Source organism: Arthrobacter sp. 05N33_2 (genome assembly GCF_056397425.1).
Genome location: NZ_JBFTNJ010000013.1, coordinates 69,138 through 87,224 on the forward strand (window position 1 = coordinate 69,138; position 18,087 = coordinate 87,224).

Genomic DNA, 18,087 nt, shown 5'->3' on the forward strand with positions numbered 1-18,087 from the left:
GCATAACAACATGCCGCAGGCGCCAGCCGGGTCCCGGACACTGACGGTGGTGCGGCAGCAGGAATCACTTGGCGCCGCGGCCGACCTCGACTTCGCGCTCGGGCTCCTCCAGAAGGTCAAAACCGGCTCGCTGGGTCCCACCTTGCGGCTGTACCGGCCGGTTCCCACGGTCGCCTTCGGCCAGCGCGACACGCACCTGCCAGGCTTCGAGGCCGCTGCCAACGCCTGCCGGCAGCTGGGCTTCGAGCCGCTGGTCCGCAAGGCCGGAGGCCGCGCGGCGGCGTACCACGAGCGAACCCTCGTCATCGACCACCTGGAACCCGATGCGGACGCGATTGCCGGGGCCAAGGGGAGGTTTTCGCGTTTCGGCGAACTGCTCGCCGGGGCACTGCGCGACGCCGGGGTGGATGCCGGCGTCGGTGAGATCCCGGGGGAGTACTGCCCCGGGGAGTTCAGCGTGCACGGCAGCGACCCGGAGGTCCCCGAGCACCGGATCAAGCTGGTCGGCACCGCCCAGCGGGTGGTCGCCGGCGGCTGGCTCTTCAGCTCCGTGATCGTGGTGGCGGACTCCGCCCCGATCCGCGCGGTCCTGGAGGCCAGCTACGCCGCCCTCGGCCTCGAATGGGACCCCGCGACGGCGGGCGCGGCCGATGACCTGGTGCCGGGCCTGGACGTCGATGCGGTCGAGGCCGCGGTGATCGCCGCCTACGGACGCTACGCCCCGCTCAGCCACGCGGAGTTCTCGAGCCTGCTCTGAGCCTCATCTAGCGGTGACCCCGCCGGACGGCGTCCCTCGGCCGGCGCAAGGACGCTGCCCAGGTTGCGGTACTTCGCCAGGCGCCGGGGGAGCAGTTCGTCGACTCCTGCCTTGGAGAGCGCGGCGAGTTCGTATTCAATGGCGCGGCCGAGGCGACTGCAGAAGGCCMGGGCCTCGTCGGCGGCGTTGGGGCGTTCGTCCACGATGTGTTCCACGAGTCCGTTGGCGTGCAGCGACGAGACGTTGACGCCCTGGGCCTCGGACATGGCCGCGGCGAAGCCGGTGCTCCGATGGACGATCGCGCTCGCGCCTTCCGGCGGCAACGGCGACAGCCACGCGTGCTGCGCGGCGATGGTGCGGTCCGCGGGCAGGAGGGCCAGTGCCCCGCCGCCGGCCCCCTGCCCGAGCAGCACGGACACCGTGGGTGCGTTAATCCCAATGAGGTCGTGCAGAGAGCGGGCGATCTCGCCGGCCAGGCCGCCTTCCTCGGCTTCCTGGGACAGGGCGGCGCCGGCGGTGTCGATGACGGTGACCAGCGGCAGCCCGAGCTCCTCGGCTAGGCGCATGCCGCGCCGGGCCTCCCGGAGGGACGCCGGCCCCATCGCCGTCTGTCCCAATGCCGTCTGTCCCATGCCTGTCGGCCGCGTGGCCCGGGGCCGGGTGTGGCCGATCACGACGCAGGATTCCCGGCCGAAACGGGCCAGGGCCAGCTGGAGGCCGGGGTCCTTTTCGCCCTGGCCGGTGCCGTAGAGCGGAAGCACGTCCCGGGCCCCGTGCGCCAGCAGCTGCCGGACATCCGGCCGGCGGGGGTCGCGGGAAATACCGATCGACTCCCAGGCGCCGGCGCCGGACGGCTTCACGGACAGTGTTGCGGGCGCGGCGACCGGCGGGCGGGGGCCGGTGACCAGGATGCCCAAGGCGCGGTCGACGACGTCAGACAGCTGCCAGGGCGGGACCACCGCATCAATCAGCCCCTTGTCGAAAAGGTTCTCCGCCGTCTGGACGTTCTCCGGGAATGGGGTGGCGTGGAGGGCCTCGTAAACCCGGGGTCCGAGGAAGCCGAGCAGGGCGCCGGGCTCGGCGGCGGTGATATGGCCGAGGGACCCCCATGAGGCCATGACGCCTCCCGTGGTGGGATGACGCAGGTAGACCAGATAGGGCAGACCGGCCTTGCGGTGGGTGCGGACGGCGGCGCTGATCTTGACCATGGAGAGGAACGCGACGGTCCCTTCCTGCATGCGGGTCCCGCCCGACGCCGGACCGGCCAGGAGGGGCAGGCCCTCGCGGRTGGCCCGTTCGACGGCGGTGACGATCCGTTCCGCGGCGGCCTGGCCGATGGAGCCGGCGAGGAACCGGAACTCGCTGACGATCACGGCCACCCGGCGGCCGCGGATCAGGCCTTCGCCGGTAAGGACGGATTCGTCCACGCCGGTCCTGGCCCGGGCGGCGGCCAGTTCCTGCCGGTACTCGGGGCCGGGATCGGGGTCCAGCACGGGCGCGTCCCAGCTGCGGTAGGACCCGGGATCGAGGACCGCGGTGATGAGTTCGGTGGCGTCCAGGTGCCGGACCTTCTGCCCGGTCAGCATGCCCGGGGGCCTTCCTGGCCGGTGACTGTGGCCGCGCCCGCTGGGGTGCCGGGTGTCAGCCCCAGCCACCGCCGGATCTGCTCCCCGTCCTGGTCCAGCAGCGGCGGCGCGGTGTGGGACGTCAACGTGGTTTCGGTGGTGCCGGCGGCGCTGAAGAACCGCAGCGGCGGGCCGGGCAGGCTCACGGTGCCGAGGATTTTGTGCTCGACGTCGACCACCAGACGCTGCGAGTGGACCTGTTCCCATTCGTAGACTTCGTCCAGGGTTCTGACCTTGCCGGCCGGGATGCCGGCGTCGTTGAGTTTGGTGAGCAGCGGCTCGGCCTCGAAATCGGAGAACACCCGCTCCACTTCTTCGATGACTTTCTCGCGGTTGCGCACGCGGTCCGCATTGGTGGCGAACTCCGGCCGCGCGGCGTCGATCCCGAACGTCGAGGCGAACGTTTTCCAGAGCTTTTCGCTTCCCACGCTGATCTGCACCCTGCCCTGCCGGCAGTGGAACAGTCCGTAGGGGGCAATGGACGGGTGCTGGTTGCCCTGCGCCTTCGGCACTTCGCCCGCAACCGTGGCCCGGGTGCCCTGGAAGGCATGGACCCCGATCAGGGCCGCGAGCAATGAGGTGCGGACGATCTGGCCCTGGCCGGTCCGCTCACGCTGGAGCAGCGCCGCGAGGGTGCCGAACGCCCCGTACATGCCGGAGAGGAGGTCGGCGATGGGAACCCCGACCCGCTGCGGATCGTCCGGCCCGGATCCGGTCAGGGACATCAGCCCGGCCTCGCCCTGGAGGATCTGGTCGTAGCCGCTGCGCTGGGATTCGGGCCCGTCGTGCCCGAATCCTGTGATGGAGAGGACCACCAGCGCCGGATTCAGGGCGTGCATCTGCGCGGCGGAGAATCCGAGCCGGTCCAGGACGCCGGGACGGAAGTTCTCGATGACCACGTCGGCGCGTTCCAGCAGCTCACGCAGCACTGCCCGCCCGTCGTCGCTCTTCAAGTCCAGGGCAATGGATTCCTTGTTGCGGTTGCAGGAGAGGAAATACGTGGCCTGCGGATCATCCTCGGGGCCCACGAACGGCGGCCCCCAGCCGCGGGTGTCGTCGCCGGTACCGGGGTTCTCCACCTTGATCACCCGCGCGCCGAGGTCAGCCAGCATCATCCCGGCATGCGGGCCGGCGAGCGCGCGGCTCAGGTCCACTACGAGATAGCCGGTGAGGGGGCCTTCGGCGTCGGGCATGGGTTCGGTGCTCATGGACGTGTTCCTTCTTTGGTCGGTCGTGGCGGGCGCGCGGTGGGCTTGCGCGGTTGGTTGATTTGTCGGCTGCATCCAGCGGTCACATCCAGCCCGGGACTACCATGACCAGCCAGGCGACGGCCGGTCCGACGGCGACGACGATGCCGCTGTAGGCCAGGATCTGCTTGTAGAACCTGTCCTTGTCCACGTCCTCGGGCGCGTTGGCCAGGACCAGGGCGCCGTTGGTGGAGAACGGGGACACATCCACGATCGTGGAGGCCACGGCCAGGGCGGCGATCACGCCGACGGCGCCGACCTCGCCGGTGGCCAGGAACGGCACCGCCAGTGGAATGAGGGCCGCGAGGATGGCAGTGGAGGAGGCGAAGGCCGAGACGATGGCACCGATGTAGCAGATCAGCAGGGCGGCGAGCAGGGGCATGCCGAGATCCGCCACTCCGCCGGACACGAATGCGATGGTGCCGGCTTCTTCGAGGACGCCCACGAACGTGAGCATGCCGCAGATGAGCAGGACCGTGGACCAGCTGATCTTGTTGACGGCGCCCTTCTGCGCGGCGGGAGACACGAGGGCGAGGACGATCGCGATGGTGATTGAAACAAAGCCGACGTCCACCTTGAATCCGAGCGAGATGACGGCCAGGGCGATCAGGCCAAGGATGGTGATGAGCTGGGCCATGGATGCACGGGCGCCGCCGGCCGGAGGTGCGACGGCCGGGGCGGGACCGGCAGCCGAGGATGTGCYGGAGCCTGAGGTGCCCTTGGCCGAGACGCCGGCGGCGGAGATRTCGGATCCGGACCCCTGCAGCGTGACGCCGGCCGCGCGGGCACCCACGCTGACGGACAGGCGCTTTTCTGCGGCCTGTTCCACCAGCCGCCCGCCCGGGGTGGACAGCAGTTTGCCGCCGCCGAGGACGACAAACAGCACCAGCGCGATGGCCAGGTTGAAGAGGAAACTCGCCAGGAAAATCGCCATCGGGTTGGCGTCCAGCTCTGTCCTGGCAATGATGCTGTTGACGGTGACGCCATAAACGGCGATGGGGGAGAAGCCGCCGGCCTGCGCGCCGTGGATCACCATCATGCCCATCATGAGCGGATTGATTTTGTGTTTGGCGGCGAAGCTGAGGGCGATCGGCGCGATGATGGCCACGGCGGCCGGGGAGAGGGCGCCGACGGCGGTAATCACCGCGGTGATGGCGAACATGACCCACGGGATCAGGGCAACCTTGCTGCCGACCAGCCGAACGGCGCCCCGGACCAGCAGGTCGATGGTGCCGTTGTTTTGCGCGATGGCGAACAGGTAGGTAACCCCGACGATGGTCAGGAACAGGCCGCCGGGGAAGTTGGCAAGGATCTCGTTGGTGGACATCCCCAGCACCACGGAGCCCAGCAGGAAGGCGCCGACGAAGGCCAAGGCACCCATGTTGAGCGGCAGCACCGTGGCCAGAAGGAACATCACCGCCAGGATGATGATGGACAGGACGGGAGCGGACATCGTTGTTCCTCCGGATCGAAGTGGTTCGTGACTGGCTTAGTGGCCTAGCCTCCTAGACACTAGGTGTCTTTGTCAATAGTTCTCCGGTAGTCTTAGGGGTCAGGACAGGCTGGAAGGACGCGCATGGCAAAGCAGGCGGCAACGCATCAGATTTCCCGCGTTTCGCGGCCCCGGCTTTACGAGCAGCTGGTGGAGCAGATCATGGACTTCATCGAGTCCGCCGAGCTGGGCCCCGGGGACACGTTGCCGGCCGAGCGGGAACTTGCCGAGCGGTTGGGGGTTTCCCGTGCCACCCTGGCGCAGGCCCTGGTGGCCCTCGAGGTGCTTGGCGTGATCGACGTCCAGCACGGCACCGGAGCGGTGCTGGTCTACCGGCCGAACGTTCCCTCCGTGATCAAAGGCCTCCGCGAACACCGGAGCCGTCTGCCCGAGATCGTTGAGGCGCGGAGCACGCTGGAGGTCAAGCTGGCCGAACTGGCCGCGGCCCGCCGCACGGAGCAGGACATGGACGCGATCGATCACGCCCTCGAAGCCATGGCGGCAGAGGTCGCCTCGGGAGACCGCGGCGCACGCGGCGACGAGCTGTTCCACCAGGCCGTCACCGCCGCGGCCCACTCGGCAGTCCTCGCCCAGCTCATGACCTTCATTGCCGGCATGGTCCTGGAAACGCGCCTCGAATCGCTCGCACAGCCCGGCCGGCCGGAGCAGTCGCTCGCCTCCCACCGCAAGATCGCCGACGCGATCCGGTCCCGGGACTCGGCGGCCGCCGCGGCGGCGATGCTGGAGCACATTGATCTTGTCTCCGACGTTGCCCTCCTGAAGAACAGCTAGACCGGAATAGACGTGAACCTTTCCTTCGATCCGCCGTGTGGCCCGATCACCGGATGGCGCGACGGCGCCGTCGTGCGTGCCGCCGGCATTCCCTACGCCACCGCGGAACGCTTTCAGCCGCCCGCGCCGGCACCCGACTGGGCCGAGACGCTCGAGGCGACATCCCTGTCTCCGGCGTGCCCGCAGGCGCCGGTGCCCTTCCTGGATGACGTGCTCGGCACCCGCTACGGCGAACTTCCGGGCAGCGAGGATTGCCAGCGCCTGACCATCACCCTGCCTGCCGATCTCCACGACGGTGAACGGTTGCCGGTAATGGTGTGGCTGCACGGCGGGTCCTACACGTCCGGTTCCGGGGATCTGGCGATCTTCGACCCCGCAGCGCTGGTTGCCGAAACCCGGGTGATCGTCGTTTCGGTGACCTACCGGCTGGGCCTCTTCGGATATTTGTCCACCAGCACCGGCCGTCCCGCCAACCTGGGCCTGCTCGACCAGATCGAGGCGTTCCGGTGGGTGCAGCGCAACATCGCGTCCTTCGGCGGCGATCCGGGCCGCGTCACCGCGTTCGGGCAATCCGCAGGGGGCGACGCCGTCGCGCACCTCATGGCGACCCCTGACGCGGCGTCGCTCTTCCAGCGCGCCATCATTCAAAGTGCGCCGCTGGGCATTACCCGGGGGCGGGAAAGGATGACCGCCGCCATGGGGGTGGCGGCGGAGGCGGTTACCGCCGCGACTCCGGCGATGGACGTCGTAGCTATTGAAGAGGACGTGGCGCGGGCGGCGAGGAAGTTCGGTCTGATGGCTGCCATGCCGTTCGGGATCCAGTACGGGCACTCACCCCTGCCCGAGGAATCCGGGCTTGACCGGGCCTGGAATGCCGCTGCCCCGGCGATCGACATCCTGATCGGCTACACAGCGGAGGAAGCCCGGCTGTTTCTGCCGCGCAGCCCGCGCCTGGGCCGGGTGGCGAGGATTCCCGTGGTCGGCAGCGCGGTGCTCAAGGCAGTCACCTGGGTGGTCACGGAATTGGTGTACGGCAAAGCGGCCAGACAGTTTGCCAGGCGGCATGTACGTGCGGGCGGCCGGGCCCACAGCTACGTCCTGTCCTGGCGCGCACCGGGAAATCTCTATGGCGCCGCGCACACGGTCGACCTGCCCCTGCTCTTCGGCCACCAGCGCACGTGGGAAGGTGCCGGACTCCTGGCGGGGGCGACGTGGGACGAGATCAACGCCCATGGCCGGGCGATGCGGGCGCTGTGGGCACAGTTCGCCTACGGGGAAGGCCTCGGATCCCGGGGAGAGATTCCCGGCTCGCTTCGGTACCGCTCGGTCTGAACTCCCGAGGCCTTGCCCGGCGTGCGCTTCACCCCCGCTGGATCAGGACCGCAGCGATCACCCAGAGGAGCGCCGCGCCGCCCGTGGCGAGAACCGGGCGGTTCCACGTCGTGGTCACTGTTCCGCCGGAGGAGTGGAGTCCAGCGGCGCGGGCGTCGTGCCACGCCTGGGCGATCCTGTCACGGCCGGTGACTACCTCCGGCTGCCGGATGCGCTCATTGCCGGGGAGCATGCTGTGTGGCCGGCTCTTCAGATCGCTGACATGCTGAAAGCCGGAGTCGAACGAGCCCGGCGGGGTCGGAGCGCCCCAGCTGACGTACTTCTTGCCCGCGGCCCTGACGGTGACGGCATAGCGGACCTCGACGTCCTCAACCGTATCGAACGGTATCCGGTGGTCGCGCAGTCCGTTGATCAACACAAACCCGCCGCTCTCAACGCGGAGGCACGGGCGCCACTGGACTGCATAGACGAACCAGGACACCAGAACCAGCCAGGGTGCGGCGTCCATCGCGGCACTGGGTTCTCCGCTGGCCGCCAGCCAGTACAGTGTGCCGGCAGCACCGGCCCATACGGTTGCGGCAACGGGCCGGCCCGACGCCGAACGGTGCGTCCGGGCTCGCCGCGCGGACCGCTGAGTGGACGCTGGGCAGTCCGGCCGCGGCAGGTGCACGTTCTCTTTTGACGCTTTCAATGGTCCCCCTCCATCGCCCGGGCCGTCGCCGGGTTGAGAGCAATGTAGCGCACGCCGTGTCCGGATCGGTGGTCAAGGGTGAAGCCCGGATACTCGGGAAAGTCGCCCACACGATCGGGGGTGAAGCCGAGTGCCCCGTAAAAGCCGATGGCGGAGGGACTTGCCTGCCAGTCCAGGATCATTGGCTGTGGCCTGGCCCGTGACCAATCGAAGATGAAGTTCATAAGGGCCCGGCCGGTGCCGGCCAGACGCGTGTCGGGGTCTACAAAGACGTCATGGACCCGGCCCGTCGTGAAGTCAGCCCGCAGGCCCGGCCCGAAATCCTGAGCGAGGCCGTAGCCGAGCAGCCTGGTGCGTGCCGGAGCCACAGGGAGGCACCATGAGGCGTCGGCAAGGAACCGGGCGAAACGGCTATGGAAGACCTCGGGCGGAACCTCCTGTGCGGCTGGAGTGAAGGCGATGGACAACCGGCGCACCTCCGCCGCGTCTTCCGGCCTCGCTGCGCGCACCACCAGCCTCTCGAACGTCACAGGCCGCCCCTTCCTTTGAATCATCGCCGACATTCGATCAATCCTGTGGACGGAAATGGGGTCGTGGCTCTRCCGCTTCAGCGGCCGTGGCCTCCGCGCGAAGCTGTGCGATCCGCAGCTTCAGGTACGTGTTCAGCCGGAATACGGTTCGCGCCAGGACAAATACCGCCGCCACCGGAAAGGCCCAGTAAAGAGCCGCAATAAGCAGACCAAGGTCCAATTTCAAACCCCCAGAGTTGATGCCGCGTTTGCGGCTCAGCGCAGCATAGATGCTGCAGCGACTATTGACATAGTCAATTTCAGCTGCGGTGACCCGGCCGAAATACGGGAGTGCTTACTCAGTGAGCTCGGCCAGAACTTCGGCCGCGTCCGTATTGCCGGCGGATGCCAGACGCCGAAGCTCGTCCAGATCTTCCTTCTCAGCGGCGAGTTCAACCAGCTGATCCTCAGCGTCGCGGCTGCCGCCGTCGGCAAGTTGCCGCAGCTCCTCGAAATCTTCCCGCTCCGCGGCCAGCTCGATGAGCTCGCCGATGGCGTCGTTGTCACCGCGGGCAGCCCGCTCACGGAGAATGGAAAGTTCAGAATCTGACATGGCGTGGCCTTCCAAGAAAACGGTTCTGCTGGACTCTTCTGGCCCGAGGAGGGATTTGACCTCATCGCGATCGGGGGAGAGGCATACAGGGGGTGAGTGCAGGCTACCGCGCCAAAGGAATCGGCCGAAAGCCTCTGTTCCTGTTTCCAACCGGTCGCTGGGTGGGATAGCACCTGTTTCCTTGTTCGAAGATGCCGTCCGGAAGCCGCAGCTTTGAAACGAATAGACTGCCAGGATGCTGACCGGACAAGCAAAAAATCTGGTGATCAATCCGGCGACAGCCGCTGATACCGATCACTTCGCAGCCGACGCGCCATGGGCCAGAGCCGATGAATGGCGCCCCGGGGGATCATCGCTGGTGGCAAAGTTCGGTGCAGAGCCAGTGGGGATCGCTGTCTCAGCCACCAACCGCGTCCATCCAACTCGGGACACGGTCAACGTTTTCGTGCGTGAGCAATACCGGCGGCAGGGTATCGGTTCGGCACTGGTGAAATCCATTCAAAGGCGTCGTTGGATGCCACTGTCCGTCAAAGCCCATCCGGGCACGGTTGCGCACGAGTTTTACAGATCGCTGGGAGCTGTGCGCTATCAAATGTGTCCGCCCGAGCAGATCGATACCGCGAGCATTGAAGTGCTCCGATGGGCAAACGAAAACCGCTGTGGCGGCATCCTCACAGGAGATCGAATAGCTCTGGATCAACTGAATGAAGCATGGACGGAAATGTATGAAATCGTGCACGCGCCATGGTCACCTACTGGGTCGCGCGCGACACTCCTCGCTGAATTCCGCCCCATGATCCAGAAAGAACTGGATCGGTCCCGAAGCGTATTCGTCGTCAGGAATGACCGGATTGCTGCGGCGTGCTTTGTCTTCGGTACTGACCGGGATCCGGAAGTGGAGGCAATATGCGAATCCCTGGACCAGGCCAACCGCTTGGCGCGTCTCGACGTCGCCGCATGCATGGCAGAAGTTCTGGTGAGCGCCGGCGGTACGCCAGTCCTGTTTGACGGACACATCACCGACCCACACTTCTTTCCGATTCTCCAACTAATTCCGGGTGTTTCGGGCCGGGCACTGGAACTCCTCGAAATTCCAAGGAATCGGGTCTCGCCGCAGGAGTCGATTCGTGCTGTGATGTCTGCCAAGAGTTCCACGGGCTAGCTCATTTACGGAGATGCGGAGGAGGGGTCGTGGAGGAAACGCCCCGGCCCGGCCGGCGTCCGATGTGGCCCTGGGTGTGTGCCATCCTGTTAGTGATCGCCGTCGACGCCTTGCTTCTCGGCTTTCGGACAGGCGAGTGCATCGACTACACGGCGGAATCCGGCGCCGCCAGCACCTGCACGAGCGGCCCGGCCCTTGGATCCGCGGGCACGTGGCTCCTCGCCGCAGCCAGCGTCCTCGTTATCTGCTACCTTGCCCGCCGCCTCGCGCGCGCCGCCCGGCACCGGTGACCGCAGTTAATAGATTCTGGACCATGACCACTCCGGACATCAGTGTCAGGGCAGCAACCGTGCACGACGCCGCACGGCTGGCCGAGATCCACATCGCGGCCTGGCGGGCCACTTACCGCGGCGTCATGACCGATGAGTACCTGGACGGTCTCGACGTCGACCGCGCGGCATCCGCCTGGCGCCGAAACATCCTTGAACCCAGGCAAGGGACCATTCACCTCGTCGTCCAAAGCGCCGATGCGGTTGCCGGGTTCGCCATCCTCGGCCCTGCTGCCGGCGACCCGGACCCGGGAACCGGTCAGCTCCACGCGATCAACGTGCATCCGGACTGCTGGGCGCAGGGCGTAGGTTCCGTCCTGTTCGCGGCCGCGGAACAACAGCTGATCGAACTCGGCTATGACCGGGCATTTCTCTGGGTTGAGAAAGGCAACGATCGGGCTATCAGCTTCTACACCAACCGCCGTTGGCTCGACGACGGAGGGACCCTGGAAGATACGAGATTCGATCCGGCTGTGGCCGAGAAGCGCCACAGCCGGGTCCTCCCGCCCGGAACGGTCCCGTCTGCCACGCAGTGAGCTCTTCGGCTCCCGGGCGGCTGCCCGCAGCGGTGACTGCCGCCATCATGCGAAGAGACCTTCGCCGATGAAGCCTCCCGCCCGGATGCCCGGCGGAACCGCGAACAGGCCCGAGCCGGTGTGCTTGAGGTATTCCAGGGCCAGTGTGTCCTCCTTCGCCATGGCCAGCTGCATGGGCACATAGTGGGTCCTGGGGTCCGTGACGAACGCGATGAAGAACAGTCCGGCGTCGAGGTGCCCCAGGCCGTCCGAGCCGTCGGTGTAGTTGTAGCCGCGCCGGAGCATCTTGACGCCGTCGTTCTGGCTCGAGTGCGCGAGCCTGACGTGGGCGTCCAGCGGGATCAGTGGTTCCCCGCCGCGCCCCTGGAGCTCGAAGTCGGGGGCGGTGAATTCCTCGCCGCCGGAGAGCGGGGCCCCGGCGCCCTTGGTGCGCCCGATCAGCGCTTCCTGTTCCCGCAGCGACGTGCGGTCCCAGATTTCGATGTGCATCCGGATCCGGCGCGCCACGAGGTACGTGCCGCCGGCCATCCAGCCCTCTTCCGGGCGCGTTCCCTGGCCTGCCCACACGTGCTCCCCAAGCAGGGCGGTGTCCTCGGCTTTGAGGTTGTTGGTGCCGTCCTTGAAGCCGAAGAGGTTCCGCGGGGTGGCCTGTGACCTCGACGTGGAGGACGTCCGCCCGAAGCCGAGTTGGGACCAGCGGACGCGCGACTGCCCGAAGCCGATGCGGGCAAGGTTGCGGATCGCGTGGACGGCCACCTGGGGGTCGTCGGCGCAGGCCTGCACCACGATGTCGCCGCCGGTGCGTCCCGGCTGGAGGTCGTCGCCTGGGAAGTGCGGCAGGTCGATCAGTGCGTCCGGGCGGCGCCCCTCGAGTCCGAAGCGGGCCTTGCCGTCCTTCTCGAACAGGCCGGGGCCGAACCCGAAGGTGAGGGTGAGTCTGCCGGCGCCGAGGTCCAGGGCCTCACCCGTGTCCTCGGGCGGGGCGTCGTAGGGGCCATCGACGGCCCCGCTGCTGCCCGTGCTGCGCCCCTCGGTCATCGCCACGGCGGCGGCCGTCCAGTTTTTCAGAAGCCGGATGAGCTCTGCACGGTCCTCCGTGACGAGGTCGAAGGCTGCAATGTGAAGGCGGTCCTGGGCCGGCGTGACGATGCCGGCCTGCCGGTCACCGTGGAAGGCGATGATGTCGCCGGGCTCTGCCACGGGGGCGGCCGCGGCCTCGACGGCGTCGTGACTGAGGAAGCCAACCGCCAGGCCGGCGACGGCGCCCGCGCCGCCGGCTCCTGCCAGGGACAGGAGCCCGCGGCGGGACAGCCGGCCCTTTCCCGAACCGGGGGCTGCGGGCGGCGCGGGCATGGCGGCGGCTCCCGGTGGCTTGGCTGGTTCCGGTGCGCTAGCTGATTCGGAGGCGCCGCCGTCGGGGGTCTGGCGGGGGCTGCCGCCGAAGGGGCAGCCGGTCACGGGGCTATTGCCGAAGCGAGCTTGGCCAGGGGCTCGCCCAGGGCATCAACCAGGGAGGCGAGTTGCTGCACCTGGGCCTGGCTGAGGTCGTTGTAGTAGACGAAGCCTGCGCCGGTGGAATGCTGCTTGAGCCCGGCCTGCAAGGCGGCGAACTTGGCCTCGAGCGCTTCGGCCAGGGCCGGGTCCTTCTGCTGCAGCGCAGGCAACAGGCTCTCGAAAGCGGTCCGGGCTCCGTCAACGTTGGCCTGGAAGTCCCAGAGATCGGTGTGGGACCAGATTTCTTCCTCCCCGGTAACTTTGCCGGTGGCCACCTCGTCCAGGAGTTCCTTGGCGCCGTTGCCGATCTTGTCCGCGGAGAGTTCCACGGTGCGGGTCCGCTGGGCCAGGTCCTCGGTGTCGGCAACAAGCTGCGTGGCGATGGCGGCACGCTCCGCCGGTGCGAGGGGAGTGTAGCCGGCCGGCGGGAACAAGTCCTTCTCGGCCCGGTGCCAGCCGGTCCATTCCTGGCCGGGTGCGAGGTCGGCTTCACGGGCATCGAGCTTGGGGTCCAGGTCCCCGAACGACTCGGCGACCGGCTCGATACGCTCCCAGTGCATGCGCGTGGCGGCATAGAGTCCGCGGGCCTTCGTCGCATCCCCGGCGGCGTAAGCCGCCGCGAATGACCTCGTGCCGGTAACCAGCTGATCGGTCTGATCCACGACGAAAGCGGAGTATTGCCGGGTGCCGGTGTCCAACAGGCCCTGAAGATGGGCGTCGACGCCGGTACTGCTCGTGACCTGGATGGGTCCGGCGGCGCCCGGGTCCTTTGGGTTGCCCATACAGCCGGCCAGGGCCAACGGAACTGCGGTTGCCGCGGCCAACAGGGCAAGCGTCTTCCGGAACCGGGGGGCATTTTTGGGCAGGGGGATGCTGGGCATGGTGTTTCCTTGGATCGGTGGGGTGGAGCAGTGCGGTGCGGTGCGGTGCGGGGGAGTGGAGGCAGGGGTACGGGACCGAGTGGGCTTCCCCGGCAACATTGCCGATGCAATCCCGACTTAGGTACACCTAAGTAAGGAGGATACCGATTCGCGACGATTACGCAAACCTTTCGTACCCTAATTTGGATTAGGTAAGCCTAATCTAATAACATCGTCCGGGTGACCACGCAGCWTGACTTCATGCGGGTGCCCTTTGCCGCCGATCTTGCGAGCTACGGGGACAGCCCAGCCATCCTTACCGACACCCTGGCAATGACGTACCGGGAGCTGGCGGAGCGGGTCGATGCCTTCGCCCTCCGGCTTGGCACCACACGGCGCCTCGTGGCGCTCGCCGCAGCCAACGACCTCGACTCTCTGGTGGTCTATCTGGCGGCCCTGGCCGGCGGCCACCCGCTGATCCTCCTGCCGGAGGACAAGCCGGCCGCCCTGGAATCCCTCGTCGCGGCCTACGACCCCGACGTCGTTGTCCAACCCGGCAACGGGCAGCTCCTGCTGGACGAACGCCGGACCGGCACCCGCCACGAGCTTCACCCGGACCTCGCGCTCCTGCTCAGCACCTCCGGATCCACCGGCTCGCCCAAGCTCGTGCGGCTCTCGCATGCGAACCTGCAGTCCAACGCCGAGTCGATTTCCGAGTACCTGAACATCGGGCCCGACGACCGCGCGGCCACGACGCTGCCCATGTCCTACTGCTACGGGCTGTCCGTGATCAACAGCCACCTGCTCCGCGGCGCCGGACTGGTCCTGACCGATCTTTCCGTGGTCGATCCGTGCTTCTGGGACCTCTTCCGAGGCCGCGGGGCGACGTCTTTCGCGGCCGTTCCGTACACCTTTGAACTGCTGGAACGGGTCGGGTTCGCGGACATGGATCTGCCCGGCCTGCGCTACGTCACCCAGGCCGGGGGCCGACTGGGGCCGGACTCGGTGCGGAACTACGCCGAACTTGGCCGCAGCAGCGGCTGGGAATTTTTCGTGATGTACGGCCAGACCGAGGCGACGGCCCGGATGGCATACCTGCCTCCTGAACTGGCGGCCGAGGTGCCGGGCGCGGTGGGCGTCCCGGTGCCCGGCGGCTCGTTCCGGATCGACCCCGTGCCGGGGCTGGAACACGGCGAACTGGTCTACAGCGGCGCCAACGTCATGCTTGGCTACGCCGAATGCCCGGCGGATCTCGCCGCGGGCCGGACCGTTGCGGAGCTCCGCACCGGCGACCTCGCCAGGCTGCACCCGGCGGGCGTCTACGAAGTGGTGGGCCGGCGCAGCCGGTTCGTCAAGATCGTGGGGCTGCGCGTTGACCTGGGGCAGGTGGAGCGGCTCCTGGCTGACCTCGGTGTGCAGGCGGCCAGCGCCGGGACGGACGACGGCGTCGTCGTCGCCGTCGAAGGCGACCACGACGCGCACCTGCTGGGCAAGGTCCTCGCCCAGGGCATGGGGCTGCCGCGAGCCGCCCTAGAGGTCCACGCCGTCGACCATCTCCCGCGCCTGGCAACGGGCAAGCTCGACTACAGGGGCGTCCTGGCCCTGTCCGGGCCGAAACCCGGGCCGGCACCCGCCCCTGCAGCGGAAACCGGCGCGCCGGACAACAATGCTCCGGACAGCGTCCGGAAGATTTTCCAGGACGTGCTGGAGTGCGCCGACATCGCGGACAGCGACACGTTCGTGTCCCTGGGCGGGGACTCATTGTCCTATGTGGCCGCGTCGGTGCGGCTGGAACAGGCGCTGGGCCATCTCCCGCGGGACTGGCACGTGACGCCGGTCCGGGATCTGGAGCCCCGGCCGCGCACTGCACCGGGCCGTAAGCGGAGGAGATTCTTTGCGCCGGTGGAAACGAGCATCGTGCTGCGGGCCGTCGGGATCGTCCTGATCGTCAGCACGCACGTTGGGCTGTTTAGCTGGCAGGGTGCGGCCCACGTGCTCATGGCGGTGGCAGGCTACAACTTCGCACGCTTCCAGCTCTCCGGGAAGCGGATCCCGCGGCTGCGGAGGCAGCTGTCCAGCTCGGCACGAATCATCGTGCCGAGCATGGCGTTCATCGCGGTGGCGTACCTGATCACCGACAACTACTCACCCGCCAATATCGTGCTGCTCAATGCCGTCCTCGGGCCGGAGGGGGTGAGCACCCAGTGGCATTTCTGGTTCATCGAAGTTCTTGTTTACCTGCTTGTGGGGTCCGTGGCTCTGCTTGCCGTTCCGTGGGCGGACCGCGCCGAGCGGCGCTTCCCCCTGCTCTTTCCGCTGGCGCTGACCGGCGTGGGGCTCCTGACCCGGTATGAGCTGGTCAACCCGGGAGTGCCGCACACGGCGCCTGCGCTCTGGCTCTTCGCGCTGGGTTGGGCTATCGCACGGTCCCGGACCGTCGCCCAGCGTTGCCTGGTCTCGGTCATTGCAGCAGTGACCGTTCCGGGATTCTTCGAGAATCCGGGTCGGGAGGCCACGCTGCTCGCCGGGATCCTGCTGCTCATCTGGCTGCCCAGCATTCCGGTGCCGCAGGTCCTCCGCCGCCTCATGGTGGTACTCGCCAGCGCCTCCCTCTACGCATACCTTGTCCACTGGGTGGTCTATCCGCCGCTGGCCGGGATCAGCCCCGCCTTGGCCGTGGCAGGCTCGCTGGCCGCGGGGGTAGCCTACTGGGCGCTCTGCCTGCGCTTGATGGGGGCGGTCAACCGCCGGCGGGCAGGCGCAGGCAACGATCCGGGTACGAATTCAGCACAACAGTAGGCGCCGACTGCTGTACCAGCGACACTGACGGCATGGTTCTCTGTCTGAAAGACAGCGGGCGGCGCTCCGCGATCCGTGCCACGGTTGGCGCATTGGTGCTGGCTGCCTCGGTCTCGGGGTGCTCGTCCTCCACCGGTGGGGAACCGCCGTGTTTCCCGCCCGCCTATTCGCTGACCCCGTCGGAAGCCAAACCGGGGCAGAGCGTGACGGTGGCAGCGCCGGACGCTGACTGCAATCCCCGCTACGGCAAGAACGCCCGTATCCAGGTGAGCGTCACCGACGCCACAGGCGTGGAGGTCGTCAACACCACCACCGCCATGAACGACGCCGGGGGGTTCACCTATACGTTTGTCGTTCCCGCCCGGACAGCTGTGGGGGATGCCGCCGTAACCGCGGTGCCCTACAACATTGACTGGTGCGATGACACCGGCAGGAACAACCGCGTGGCGGGCCCTGGCGACCTACGACTGGAACGGGTGTCCTGTGTGTTGCCCATGAAACCTCTAACCGTCACCCGCTGAAGTGCATTTTCCGGGCGACTGCCGGCAAGGGCTTACCCGGGGCGAGGACGCCGTCGATGTCTACCGGGAGGTGGGACGGGCCGCGCAGGAACGGGCTCGGCCGGTACGGCGGTGGGTCCGAGACCAGCCGCGGGTTCTCCAGCCTGGTGGCGAATTCAGTGAGCGCGATCTGCGCTTCCAGCCGGGCCAGGGGCGCCCCGAAGCAAAGATGAACCCCGCCCCCAAAACCGAGGTGCTGGTTGTTGGCCCGGTCAGGGATGAAGAGCCCGGGGTCAGCCACGTGGGCGGGGTCGCGGTTGCCCGCAGCAAGGACCAGGGTGAGGGAGGCGCCGGCCGGGATGGTGGTGCCGGCGATGTCGATGTCGTCGAGAGCGGTGCGGAACGGGACGAAATGCACGGGCGGCTCGTAGCGGAGCAGCTCCTCGACCATCGGGATGGCCAGGCCGGGGTCAGCGCGCAGCCTCTGGAGCTCGGCCGGGTGGCGGAGCAACGTCAGTACGCCGTTGGAGATGAGGTTCACGGTGGTTTCATGTCCGGCGATGAGCAGGAGAAGCCCGGTGCTCACCAGTTGTTCGTCCGGCATGCGGCCCTCCGGGCCATCATCGGTGGCCATCGCTGAAAGCAGGTCATTCCCCGGGGCCAGCCGGTGGGCGTCGACCAGCTCTTGCATGAACGCGCGCAGTTCCGTGCCGGCCTCAATCCTCTTCTTTTGYTGGGTTTCGGGATCGAGTCCGGGATCGGTCGATTGCAGGGCCAGGTCCACCCAGACCCGGAAGCGCTGTTCATCTCCCGGGGGCACACCGAGAAGTTCGCAGATCACCGTGACGGGCAGGGGATACGCCAGATCATCGACGACGTCGATCCGGCCGCGGTCCGCCATATTGTCGACCAGATCGGTGACAATTTCCGCCATCCGCGCCTCCATCCCGGCCACCCTGCCAGGCGTCGTGGGCGGCCCGAAATGCCGCATGGTGATCCGCCGGAACTTGTCGTGATCAGGGGGATCCATGCTGAGGAAAGTCGGCGTCATGCCGGCGCCGTCCCCGTCCCCGTCCTCACCGACGGCGGCGCCCGCCGCGGCGGCAGCCGGGTTGCGGGTTATGTCGGAGCTGACCCGTGGATCGTGCAACAGGGCGGCGATCTCCGCGTAGGTGCTCACGAGATAGCTGCCGTCCGGAAGTCGTCTCACGGGGGTTTTGCGGAGTTCGTCGTAGAACGGGTAGGGGTTAGCCCGGTTGGTGTAGTCGAGGATCTGCTCCCAGGTGCTGGGCTCGGCCATGGCGAAGGCTCCTTGGGTCGTGGGCCGGTGGCTGCCGGTCTCCGGTGCG

The 18,087-nt window shown here is 67.8% G+C and carries 17 protein-coding genes; 8 read left to right on the forward strand and 9 right to left on the reverse strand.

Translation table 11 applies throughout. The annotated features are described in order from the left end of the window. Positions 1-10: 10 nt before the first annotated feature. The gene (locus tag AC1DHX_RS09045) at positions 11-757 is read left to right on the forward strand and encodes a lipoate--protein ligase family protein (protein ID WP_476856835.1); all 747 of its coding nucleotides are present in this window, start codon (positions 11-13) and stop codon (positions 755-757) included. On the opposite strand, the gene AC1DHX_RS09050 is transcribed toward AC1DHX_RS09045, so the two are convergent. The 3 genes from AC1DHX_RS09050 to AC1DHX_RS09060 all read right to left on the reverse strand — a co-directional run bounded on the left by AC1DHX_RS09050 (position 715) and on the right by AC1DHX_RS09060 (position 5,082). After that, a complete protein-coding gene (locus tag AC1DHX_RS09050) occupies positions 715-2,343 on the reverse strand; it encodes a carboxyl transferase domain-containing protein (RefSeq protein WP_476899965.1) in 1,629 nt (542 codons plus the stop codon). The two genes, AC1DHX_RS09045 and AC1DHX_RS09050, sit on opposite strands and share 43 nt — an antisense overlap. Then, positions 2,337-3,590 (reverse strand): CaiB/BaiF CoA transferase family protein, encoded by a 1,254-nt coding sequence (locus AC1DHX_RS09055; protein ID WP_476856833.1) that lies wholly within the window; start codon positions 3,588-3,590, stop codon positions 2,337-2,339. The genes AC1DHX_RS09050 and AC1DHX_RS09055 overlap by 7 nt, the downstream gene beginning before the upstream one ends. An 82-nt stretch (positions 3,591-3,672) precedes the next feature. Continuing rightward, complete coding sequence (locus AC1DHX_RS09060; protein WP_476899966.1) at positions 3,673-5,082, reverse strand: SLC13 family permease; 1,410 nt, start codon at positions 5,080-5,082, stop codon at positions 3,673-3,675. Positions 5,083-5,205: 123 nt separating this feature from the next. Here AC1DHX_RS09060 and AC1DHX_RS09065 point away from each other — a divergent pair, with 123 nt between their 5' ends. Together AC1DHX_RS09065 and AC1DHX_RS09070 are read left to right on the forward strand one after the other, a co-directional pair. After that, complete coding sequence (locus AC1DHX_RS09065; protein ID WP_476856831.1) at positions 5,206-5,913, forward strand: FadR/GntR family transcriptional regulator; 708 nt, start codon at positions 5,206-5,208, stop codon at positions 5,911-5,913. A gap of 12 nt (positions 5,914-5,925) precedes the next feature. Continuing rightward, on the forward strand, positions 5,926-7,245 hold the full coding sequence (locus AC1DHX_RS09070) for a carboxylesterase family protein (RefSeq protein ID WP_476858387.1): 1,320 nt from the start codon (positions 5,926-5,928) through the stop codon (positions 7,243-7,245). A 28-nt stretch (positions 7,246-7,273) separates the two neighbouring features. Here the strand turns inward: AC1DHX_RS09070 and AC1DHX_RS09075 are convergent, their stop codons facing one another. The 3 genes from AC1DHX_RS09075 to AC1DHX_RS09085 all read right to left on the reverse strand — a co-directional run bounded on the left by AC1DHX_RS09075 (position 7,274) and on the right by AC1DHX_RS09085 (position 9,058). Next, on the reverse strand, positions 7,274-7,753 hold the full coding sequence (locus AC1DHX_RS09075) for a hypothetical protein (RefSeq protein WP_476856829.1): 480 nt from the start codon (positions 7,751-7,753) through the stop codon (positions 7,274-7,276). A gap of 179 nt (positions 7,754-7,932) precedes the next feature. After that, positions 7,933-8,499: an N-acetyltransferase family protein gene (locus AC1DHX_RS09080; protein ID WP_476856828.1), complete on the reverse strand. Its 567-nt coding sequence runs from the start codon at positions 8,497-8,499 to the stop codon at positions 7,933-7,935. A gap of 301 nt (positions 8,500-8,800) precedes the next feature. Beyond that, positions 8,801-9,058 (reverse strand): DUF1387 domain-containing protein, encoded by a 258-nt coding sequence (locus AC1DHX_RS09085; protein ID WP_230008836.1) that lies wholly within the window; start codon positions 9,056-9,058, stop codon positions 8,801-8,803. 235 nt (positions 9,059-9,293) lie between these two features. On the opposite strand from AC1DHX_RS09085, the gene AC1DHX_RS09090 reads away from it, so the two are divergent. Genes AC1DHX_RS09090 through AC1DHX_RS09100 form a run of 3 tightly spaced genes read left to right on the forward strand, consistent with a single transcriptional unit; the run spans position 9,294 to position 11,085 of the window. After that, positions 9,294-10,220, forward strand: coding sequence for a GNAT family N-acetyltransferase (locus AC1DHX_RS09090; RefSeq protein ID WP_476856827.1), 927 nt, complete (start codon positions 9,294-9,296; stop codon positions 10,218-10,220). 29 nt (positions 10,221-10,249) lie between these two features. Then, positions 10,250-10,510, forward strand: a complete 261-nt coding sequence (locus tag AC1DHX_RS09095; RefSeq protein ID WP_476856826.1) for a hypothetical protein — start codon at positions 10,250-10,252, stop codon at positions 10,508-10,510. A 23-nt stretch (positions 10,511-10,533) separates the two neighbouring features. Then, positions 10,534-11,085: an N-acetyltransferase family protein gene (locus AC1DHX_RS09100; RefSeq protein WP_476850019.1), complete on the forward strand. Its 552-nt coding sequence runs from the start codon at positions 10,534-10,536 to the stop codon at positions 11,083-11,085. Positions 11,086-11,130: 45 nt separating this feature from the next. Here the strand turns inward: AC1DHX_RS09100 and efeB are convergent, their stop codons facing one another. Together efeB and efeO are read right to left on the reverse strand one after the other, a co-directional pair. Next, positions 11,131-12,543 (reverse strand): iron uptake transporter deferrochelatase/peroxidase subunit, encoded by a 1,413-nt coding sequence (efeB, locus tag AC1DHX_RS09105; RefSeq protein WP_476858389.1) that lies wholly within the window; start codon positions 12,541-12,543, stop codon positions 11,131-11,133. Continuing rightward, the gene (gene efeO / locus AC1DHX_RS09110) at positions 12,540-13,460 is read right to left on the reverse strand and encodes an iron uptake system protein EfeO (protein ID WP_476850017.1); all 921 of its coding nucleotides are present in this window, start codon (positions 13,458-13,460) and stop codon (positions 12,540-12,542) included. The genes efeB and efeO overlap by 4 nt, the downstream gene beginning before the upstream one ends. 219 nt (positions 13,461-13,679) lie before the next feature. Here efeO and AC1DHX_RS09115 point away from each other — a divergent pair, with 219 nt between their 5' ends. Next, entirely contained in the window at positions 13,680-16,238 is a 2,559-nt protein-coding gene (locus AC1DHX_RS09115) for an AMP-binding protein (protein WP_476899967.1), read from the forward strand. 32 nt (positions 16,239-16,270) lie between these two features. Then, positions 16,271-16,759, forward strand: a complete 489-nt coding sequence (locus tag AC1DHX_RS09120; RefSeq protein WP_476856823.1) for a hypothetical protein — start codon at positions 16,271-16,273, stop codon at positions 16,757-16,759. On the opposite strand, the gene AC1DHX_RS09125 is transcribed toward AC1DHX_RS09120, so the two are convergent. Then, complete coding sequence (locus AC1DHX_RS09125; RefSeq protein WP_476856822.1) at positions 16,749-18,038, reverse strand: cytochrome P450; 1,290 nt, start codon at positions 18,036-18,038, stop codon at positions 16,749-16,751. The two genes, AC1DHX_RS09120 and AC1DHX_RS09125, sit on opposite strands and share 11 nt — an antisense overlap. Between the last annotated feature and the right edge of the window lie 49 nt (positions 18,039-18,087).